This is a genomic window from Gemmatimonadota bacterium, assembly GCA_026705765.1.
Classification (GTDB): Bacteria; Latescibacterota; UBA2968; order UBA2968; family UBA2968; genus VXRD01.
On the sequence record JAPPAB010000012.1, the window covers coordinates 21,410 to 29,807 of the forward strand.

Genomic DNA, 8,398 nt, shown 5'->3' on the forward strand with positions numbered 1-8,398 from the left:
GAAGTAGGGGACGGTGTACAACTGGTCGCAGTTCAGACCAGTTCACTGTGAAGTGTAAGGCCGGGATGTTCCGCGGGGGCGGGATGTCCTATTTTTTTTAGATGCGAGACATGAGAGATGAATTTTAGCACCCTTCGCATTGCTCGGGGCATTGTATTTTTTTTCGTCTGTGTTGTGACGGCATACGCGCAGGTGCCCGTGCCAGAGCAGTTTACGCTGTTCGATGGGGAGCGGGTGTTTCAGGCAGATGGAAGCCGCGGGCCTTTTTCGATTTCCGATCGCGCTATTGAGGCGGCGAGCGAACGGGTTTGGGTGGATGGGGTGTTGCTCATTCGGGATCGGGATTATGTGGTGGATGCCGATCGCGCGTTGCTGACGCTTTTGCGAGATGTTGCGCGGGGTGTGGAGATTGTGGTGCGTTTTAGGCAGCGCCCTCTGGTGACCGCGCCTGTGGTTCAGCGTCGCCGGTTTCAACCGGGGAGAGGTGGTGATCAGCCGGTTGTGCGCGTGTTTTCTCCGCCTGTTGTGCGAGATAGGGATGAAGAACAGAAGTTGACGATTGGCGGTCATAAGAGTATTTCCGTGACCGCGGGATCTCAACACGCGGTCCATCAGGCTTTGCAGTTGCGTATTTCAGGCGAGGTCGCCGAGGGGGTCAATTTACTGACCGTGCTATCCGATCGCAATTTGCCAATAGGCGAGCAGGGTGGGTCAAAGCGGTTGCAGGAATTGGATCGCGTGTTTTTTCAGGTTGACGCCGATCAGGTATCGGCTACGCTTGGAGACCTCGATGTGGCGTTTGACGAAACTGTGTTTGGGCGCTATCGGAGGCAGTTGCAGGGCGCACGCGTGTTGGCCCATCGGGAGAAGGGGCAGGTTGCGGCTTTTGGGGCGGTGTCGCGGGGGCGTTGGGAAACGCGGCGGCTGGTGACGGTTGAGGGGTTTCAGGGTCCTTATTCATTGTCGGGTGGCGGGTTGAGGGGGCAAATTGTGCCGGAGTCTGAGCGCGTGTATCTCAATGGGCGATTGCTCAACCGCGGGGATGGGGCAGATTATACGATTGATTACGAGCGCGGGCATGTGGCGTTTATGCCTGAGATACCGATTGGCGTGGAGAGCCGCGTTACAGTGGAATATCAGGTGCTTGATGCCGGTATGAGAAGCCGGTTGATGGGTATGGAGTCCAGTGTATCCCCTGCTGAAGGGGTATCTGTAGGGACAACGCTGATTCGAGAGTCTGATCGTTCTGCATTATCGCCCGGACCTACTGCGGTGCAGCGTCAGTTGGGGGTGGTGTATGCGACGTACACGCCGTGGTCAAATGCGCGCGTTTCTGGGGAGGTTGCCCTGAGTGATCGGAATTCGGGAAGTGGGCGCGGGGTTCGCATGGATGGTGCGTTTGCAGGGCGCGATTTTGAAGTCACGGGTCGGTTTCGCCAGGTTGGGGCCGATTTTGAAGCATTTGAGCGATTGGATAGGGGGCGGGCGGCTGGACGATGGGGTTGGCAAGCCGATACTGCGCGAACTGCCCAACGCGAGGGCGAGGTGGCTGTGCGTTGGGATTTGGGCAAGGCGCTTTCTGTTACCGGGGAATACGGACAGCATGTGGGTGTTGTGAGGACAGATCGGAAGAGTGTGGGGATTCGTTCGCCTGTGGGGATGTACCGCTATGAGTCGCTCGGGCGCGGTAGCGGCGGGATGCGCCGGCACGAGGGGCAGGTTGAAGTGTCGATGGGGGAGGTTGTGCCGGGGTTTCGTTTTTCACTGGAAAATGGGGTGGGCGATGGGGTGGGTAGCAGTTCGCTTTTTTATGCCACACGTCCGCGCGTTTTGCCTCAGGGCATTGACAAACAGGAGTTGGTGTGGCACCTGGGCATTGGCGAAGGGCGAAATTGGTCGTGGATATCGGAGTTGAAATATCGGAAGTTCAGGCAGCGAGAAACAGTGTGGCAGGATAGTTTGCGCGGGTGGTTGCATACCCACAGGGCACAGGTGACAAATTGGAGGGGCTGGATTTTTTCGGGTTCTTATACGCACGGAGAAATCCAGATTGGGCGCGAACGTCAGCAGACGACGCATCTGGGGCGCGTGCGGTTGGGGCATAATCGTCCTGGCTCGTCGCATCAGATAACGTATCGCGTTTCGAGTACGCGGGTCAGTCAGCCCATTTTTGTCGAGGTGGCACCCGGGCTGGGGGAATATATCTGGGAGGATGCCAATGGCGATGGTTTGCGCGATGTGGAAGAGTTTGTGCCCGATGTCGATGGCGATTATGTGCGGGTTTATGATTACGGGCAGTTTGCACCTGCACGCGATGGCGCACTGGGCATGCGCGTGGAGATTGATTTTCGGCGTTTGATTGGGGATGCGCACTTTTTGTCCGCTGTTGCGGTGGATGCATCGCTGCGTGCAGAGCGGCAGATTGCGATTGGGACAAAGCACGCGGCTCCCTGGGATCTGTTTGGTTTTGATGCGGATGCTGGGATTTTGGGCGCTCGGAGAGACGGATTGGTGCGTCTTTATTTGTTTCGGTATCACAAACGGGGATCGCTGCGTTTGACTGCGCGCGTGCGCGATCAGGTCAATCGGGCGTTTTACGGGGGTGCTGCCGAATCTTTTGTGCAGGGTGGCGCGTTGGGAAAATTGAGGCCTGTCAATCGCTTTGAACTGGAGACGGAATTTGATTTGGGGCACAGAGCGCGCGAAGGCGCAGGTGCTTTTGCCTATCGCATTGATGGTGCGAGTGGTGTGCTGCGCTGCGCGTTCAGGTCTGCGCGTAAATGGTATTTGCGTTTGGGCGTTTTGGGTGGGCGAGATTGGGAAGGTATCCGGGCGTTGCGCGCGTGGCATATCGGCGTTCAGCCGGAGGTGATTTACGCTTTGCCTGGTCGCGGGCGATTGCGCGGGCGATTGGATTGGACGCGGGTGTGGGCGACGGATACAGCACCCTTATTTTTGGGGTTGGCAAGGGGCAATCGCCAGGGGCAGAACTGGGCGTGGCGATTGGGGATGGATTACCGCTTTGGCAAATACGTATCGGCGCGGGTGATGTACGATGGGCGCGTAAGACCTGCTCGTCAGACCATACATCTCGGGCGCGTGGAGATGCGGGCGGTGTTTTGATCCGCAGATGGACGCAGATGGACGCAGATAAAAAATCATTTGTAGGGGCGGTGCCCCTGTGCCGCCCGTCGTGCAAAGGTGCAGATGAATACGGATAAACACATAAGCGTGTGGCGGTATTTGCTTTTTGCGATTTGGATGGTTTGTATTGTGTCCAGCGCGGGGGGAGAGGTGCGTGCGATTGTGAAGCGCGTGGAGGTTGAAGGTGCGCGGTCTGTAAGTGCGCGCGATGTGCGGGGGTGGTTGGTTACGCGGGCGGGTGTTGCGGTGGATTCGGCGTTGTTGCGAAAGGATGTTTACCGCATTTTGAAGGGGTATCAGGCGCGTGGATTCTGGCATGTGGCGGTGGCTTTTTCTATGCGCGCGGGCGATGCGGCGGTGGCTTTTGCGATTGTTGAAGGGGTGCGAACGCGGGTCGCGTCTGTGGATGTGCGCGGTGATTTGATTTTTGATCGATCTGATGTGCTTATGACATTTGGTCTGGCGCAGGGTATGGTGTTGCTTGAGAGCGATTTGAACCAGCGGTTGGATCATTTGTTGCGTTTTTATGAAGACCGGGGCTATCCGTTTTGCGCGTTGCGTCCAGATGTGCGATTTGACGGCGATGGGGCATGGGTGCAGGTGGAGGTGTCGCCCGGTCCTCTGGTGCATGTCGATACGGTGCGTTTTGAGGGCAATGAAACGACGCGGGAAGATGTTTTGTTGCGGCACATTTCGTTTGTTGCGGGCGAGGTCTATGACCAGCGTCGCGTGGATGCTTTTGTGAGGCAGTTGCAGATTTTGCCGTTTATTGACCGGGTTTATACGCCTGAACTGGTATCTGCCGGTGATGAGATGGCACTTGTAATCAGTGTAGAGGAGTCGCGCCACACGCGCGTTGAAGGGGTGCTCGGTGTGGGGTCTGGACAGGGTTTGACCGGGGAGATCGCGCTCGATGTTCTGAATTTTTCCGGTGGGGGACGAGAGGGGTACGCGCTGTGGTCGCGGCAGGGTGTGGGGTTGTCGAATTTGCGCTTGTCGTATCGCGAACCCTATGTTTTAAATAGTCCGCTTTCCGGTTGGGGTGCGGTGGAGATGGTTGCGCGCCCGGGGTATGTGACGCATAAGTTTGGGGGTGGCGCAGATGTTTCTGTGGGTGGGGGCGCGCGGTTTTTTGGCGGTGTTGCACACAGGCGCGTTTTGCCCGATTCCTCGGGGTTGGAATTTTTCGAGGCTGAGAGGATGTGGTCTATCGAGTCGGGTGTTCGATTTGATCGGCGAGGGCATGCTATGGGCGGTTGGAAAGCGGAGATCCGGGGAGAGGTTGGCGAGGTTTCTGATGGGGTTCGGCGGGTGCAGTGGGGTGTTGATGGACAGGTGTTTTTGCCTGTGGGCAGGCAGTCTGTTGTTGCGGGTCGAGCGCGGGTTTTTTGGGTGGGACAAAAGGGGGATGTGCCGCAGTCTGCTGGCATCTGGCTGGGGGGCGCACAATCGCTGCGGGGCTATCGGGAAGAGATGTTCTGGGGAACAAATGCGGGGTGGGTCAATGTGGAATGGCGGTGGTTGATAGGACCGAAAGCGCGGCTTTTTGCTTTTGTCGATGCGGGGCGGATTGAAGGGGCAGAGATGCGTTCATGGCCTGTGTCCTACGGCATTGGTCTTTTGGCAAATGGACGGATGGGCGCAGTTGGAATAGATTATGGGTTGCCACGGGGCGAAAGTCTGGGACAGGGTATGGTGCATGTGCGGATGGTTAGTGCGTTTTAGCTGGTTAAATTCGCGTTGACATCCATACGCTCGGGGCGTATTCTGTGTCGTTTCTGAACTTTTGAGAGAAATTATTCATTCACAGGGAGGGCCTTATGTTGAACAGGATTCGCAGTGTGATGATGGTAATGCTTGCCACAGGTCTCATGTGGGGCTGTGGCGGCGAGCGCGGGATGGAGTCTTCCGGGGTAGATGAGCAGATTGGACGTCCGTTGAGTAAAATGGCTGTAGCGGGTAGTGGTATGTCTCAAGCGACGGTGGTGGCGACTGTGTCGGAAGATGACGCGCCTATGGCAGGTGTGATGGTCGAGTTTGCGCGTTCTATTGCCGGGCAGGTGTCCGATTATCAGTGGTCGGGTATGACTGATGATATGGGGCGCGTTACGGTGGAGCTATCCGGTCCGGCAACGGGATATTATCAGGCGCGCGCGTCTCAGGATGGCTCTGTGATAGGGCGCTGGTCGAGTATCCCGATTAATGGAGGCTATACGTCAACAGTTGCGTTGCCCATTGGTGGGATGGCGCAGGTGACGGGTACGTCTAAACTCATATCAGTTGGCCTGGTTGTGTCTCGAACAGGGCGGTTATCCGAGATTGGACAGGGATTTATCAATGGCTTTGAAATGGCTCTTGAAGAGGTGAACTCACAACTGAGTGATGCGACTTTGAGATTTATTGTCGAGGATGATCAGAGCACCATAGAAGGCGCTACTGCAGCTTATAATAAACTCATTTATGAAGATGGCGTACCGGCCATTCTCGGTGTTTATACTTCTACCATGGTGCGTGCGGTATTTCCCATTGCACAGGAAAATGAGGTTGTGGCGATTAGCCCCACTTCGGCTGCACGCGGTCTCAGCGCGATTGGCGATTTTGTTTTTCGCGTCGCCCTTACTGTTGATGCGCTGATTCCGGGGGGTGTAAAACTGACGCGGGAAAAATTGGGCTATGAGCGCGTGGTTACGATGTATCAAAGCATGGATGTTTTTTCGCAGAGCAGCGACGAGGTGCTAAAGCAGGCCTTTAGTGAGAATGGGGTCGAGGTTCTGGCTACTGAGACTTTTGAAATCGGCGCTATGGATCTTTCCGAGCAATTTTCCCGGATTGTGGCGTTGAATCCAGATGCGATTTTTGTTTCGGCTTTGCCAGCCGGGCGGGCACAGGCTCTGATCGATGGGGGACAACACGGTATTCCTATACTGATTCCCTTGCTCACTCTGGATGAGGTAGAACGCGCCGGGAAGGCAGCCGAGGGGGCAATTAGTTTTACATATTGGAGCAGTACGGGTAATGTACCGGCCAATCGCGCCTTTGTTGAGGATTATATGGCGAGATACGGTGTCGAGCCGGGCCGATACGCCGCCGCGGCCTACGCGACGGTTCACATTTTCGCAAAGGCGATTGCAGATGCCCCGTCCTATGATTCGCGTGCGATTCGGGACGCATTGGCTCAAATCGAGAATTTGGATACGATTTTGGGTTCGTTCTCGTTTGATGCCAATGGTGATGCGGTTTACGATCCGGCTGTTCTGATCGTCAAGGATGGGAAATTTGAGGTTTTTGATACAAAAACTGCCTTGGCGACAATCGGTGAGACGAACGAAAGCAGTGTGTCCGGAAAAGCGATTTTCACGCAAATCGGCGATAATATCAAGCTCGTCGTCTCGCTTGCTAATGCGTCCGCAGGTGAACACGCTGTCCATATCCACGCAACCGGCGATTGCAGTGCGCCAGACGGGACATCGGCTGGCGGGCATTGGAATCCCACTGGCGTTGCACACGGAAAATGGGGAGAAGGTGAATTTCACCTCGGCGATATTGGCAATATGACTGTCGATGATCAAGGCATGGGGAAGATTGAACTGACGACAAATCTGTGGGAGATGAACACTGGCTCAGACATAGATATTGTTGGAAAAGCAATCATCGTCCATGCGGGTGCTGATGATTTTGTCTCACAACCTTCGGGCAATGCTGGCGCACGCATCGGTTGCGGCGTGATTGAGTTAGGACAGTAATAGGAGACAGAAAGTTTTGTTAAACGGTGTGAAAGCATAACACGAGAAAAGGGCGCGTCAAAACGCGCCCTTTCTCTATTTATTCAAGACCTACCCTTCAGTCCACCTCCATCGCGATTAGTCGTCGTCGTCGTCAATGATTACATTTATACCTACTACTACCGAGTCATATCCACCCCCACTGGCCGTGTGCGTCAGCCGCACCCAGTAATCTATACTGTCATCGTCTTGGGCGGCTGTCATTGTCACCGTCTGCGCTGTGTTCCAGTTCTGAGCAGTGAATGTGAGACTTGTGAGATTTGTCGATAGCTTGTCCGAATCAGAACTGCTAATTGTTACGGTGACATCTGCCGAGGGCTGGGTATTTAAGGCCACTGTGTAGGTCGCGGTCACTCCTTCTGTAACCGTGAATCCCACCGTCGGTGTCAGTACCAGATCTACTGTGATTGCAGTACCAGCGGCAACCGTAGAATTGTTCGTGACGTCCTGATAGGAAAAAAAGGCGAGCGCGTTGCCAGCCGTATCGAGGAAGAATCCCGGCGCATTCCGGGCGAAGTGATTATTGTAATCTACTTTGGCAGTGTCTCCCTCGGTTATGGCGGTCGATAGGGTCAGTGTGATATCGGATCCTGAAATACTGGCATTACTGGGCTCTACCACCCTGTTATTCACTGTAATCCCGGCGACTGCTTTGATAATTCTACCTAACTCGATGTCCAAAAGATTGCTGAGACTGACAATCATCGGATGGACGTCGATTTCCTCGCTGAAGTATATAGTGACTGTAAGTCCGTCTGTAGATGTCTCAGATCTGGTATATATCGGACGAACTCCATCGACTTTGTGATCAGAATCTGGAGGAACAAATGCCTCACCAGATCGATAGTCTATTCGATTGCCTACAAGGTCGTTGATTGTTCCTCGATAACTGGGTTGAACGCCAGGAATATCTACTTCCAAAGCGGCGACGGGTAGTTGAATACCGTCAATTGAAAAATCACCTTCTTGAATTGTATATCTGAAAACTGCTTCTGTATCAGAAGACTCAACATAGCTTGCAAGTGCAGCAACTCGATCTCGCAACGCTAAGATGTACTCAGGAGAACCTGTAATGTCAACAGGCTCACTAAATCTGATAGTAACTTCTACCGAGTCTCCGATAGCGTAGCCGTCCGTATCAGGGGGAGTAGAAGTCAATTCGGCAGTTGCAACAAAAGGTCGAATGCCGTCAACTTTACGTGATGAATCAGTAGCTATAGCTGTATGAGTCAAGACAGCATTATTTTCACCGCGATCCTGAATATACTCAGACTCGCCTACTGGCAAGGATAATGAGTTGGCAATGATAGAGATGCCTGAGCTATCACTAAGACCTTCTGATACTTGAAATGCGAATTTATGAGTGTCAGAGTAGTTGACTAAGGAATTGTGATCAGCAGGTTGATACCTTGCCTCGACAGTATCAGCACCTACAACAACAGATAACGTTGGTCCACCACTGACTCCTACGA

General features: G+C 54.2%; 4 protein-coding genes. 3 read left to right on the forward strand and 1 reads right to left on the reverse strand.

Translation table 11 applies throughout. The features are described 5' to 3' along the window. Positions 1-117: 117 nt before the first annotated feature. The 3 genes from OXH16_01760 (at position 118) to OXH16_01770 (ending at position 6,887) form a co-directional block, all read left to right on the forward strand. Positions 118-3,123 carry a hypothetical protein gene (locus OXH16_01760; protein ID MCY3680093.1) on the forward strand — a complete coding sequence of 1,002 codons (3,006 nt, stop codon included), beginning with the start codon at positions 118-120 and terminating at the stop codon, positions 3,121-3,123. An 84-nt stretch (positions 3,124-3,207) separates the two neighbouring features. Beyond that, positions 3,208-4,869, forward strand: coding sequence for a BamA/TamA family outer membrane protein (locus OXH16_01765; GenBank protein MCY3680094.1), 1,662 nt, complete (start codon positions 3,208-3,210; stop codon positions 4,867-4,869). Positions 4,870-4,964: 95 nt separating this feature from the next. After that, positions 4,965-6,887 carry an ABC transporter substrate-binding protein gene (locus tag OXH16_01770; GenBank protein ID MCY3680095.1) on the forward strand — a complete coding sequence of 641 codons (1,923 nt, stop codon included), beginning with the start codon at positions 4,965-4,967 and terminating at the stop codon, positions 6,885-6,887. A 117-nt stretch (positions 6,888-7,004) separates the two neighbouring features. Here OXH16_01770 and OXH16_01775 read toward each other — a convergent pair. After that, positions 7,005-8,398: hypothetical protein (locus tag OXH16_01775; GenBank protein ID MCY3680096.1), on the reverse strand; the 1,394-nt coding region annotated here is incomplete at its 5' end.

Bases quoted from the DNA above. Each gene is read 5' to 3' on its own strand.
- OXH16_01760 (MCY3680093.1), top strand. From the start codon at position 118: ATGAATTTTAGCACCCTTCGCATTGCTCGGGGCATTGTATTTTTTTTC.
- OXH16_01770 (MCY3680095.1), top strand. From the start codon at position 4,965: ATGTTGAACAGGATTCGCAGTGTGATGATGGTAATGCTTGCCACAGGT.
- OXH16_01765 (MCY3680094.1), top strand. From the start codon at position 3,208: ATGAATACGGATAAACACATAAGCGTGTGGCGGTATTTGCTTTTTGCG.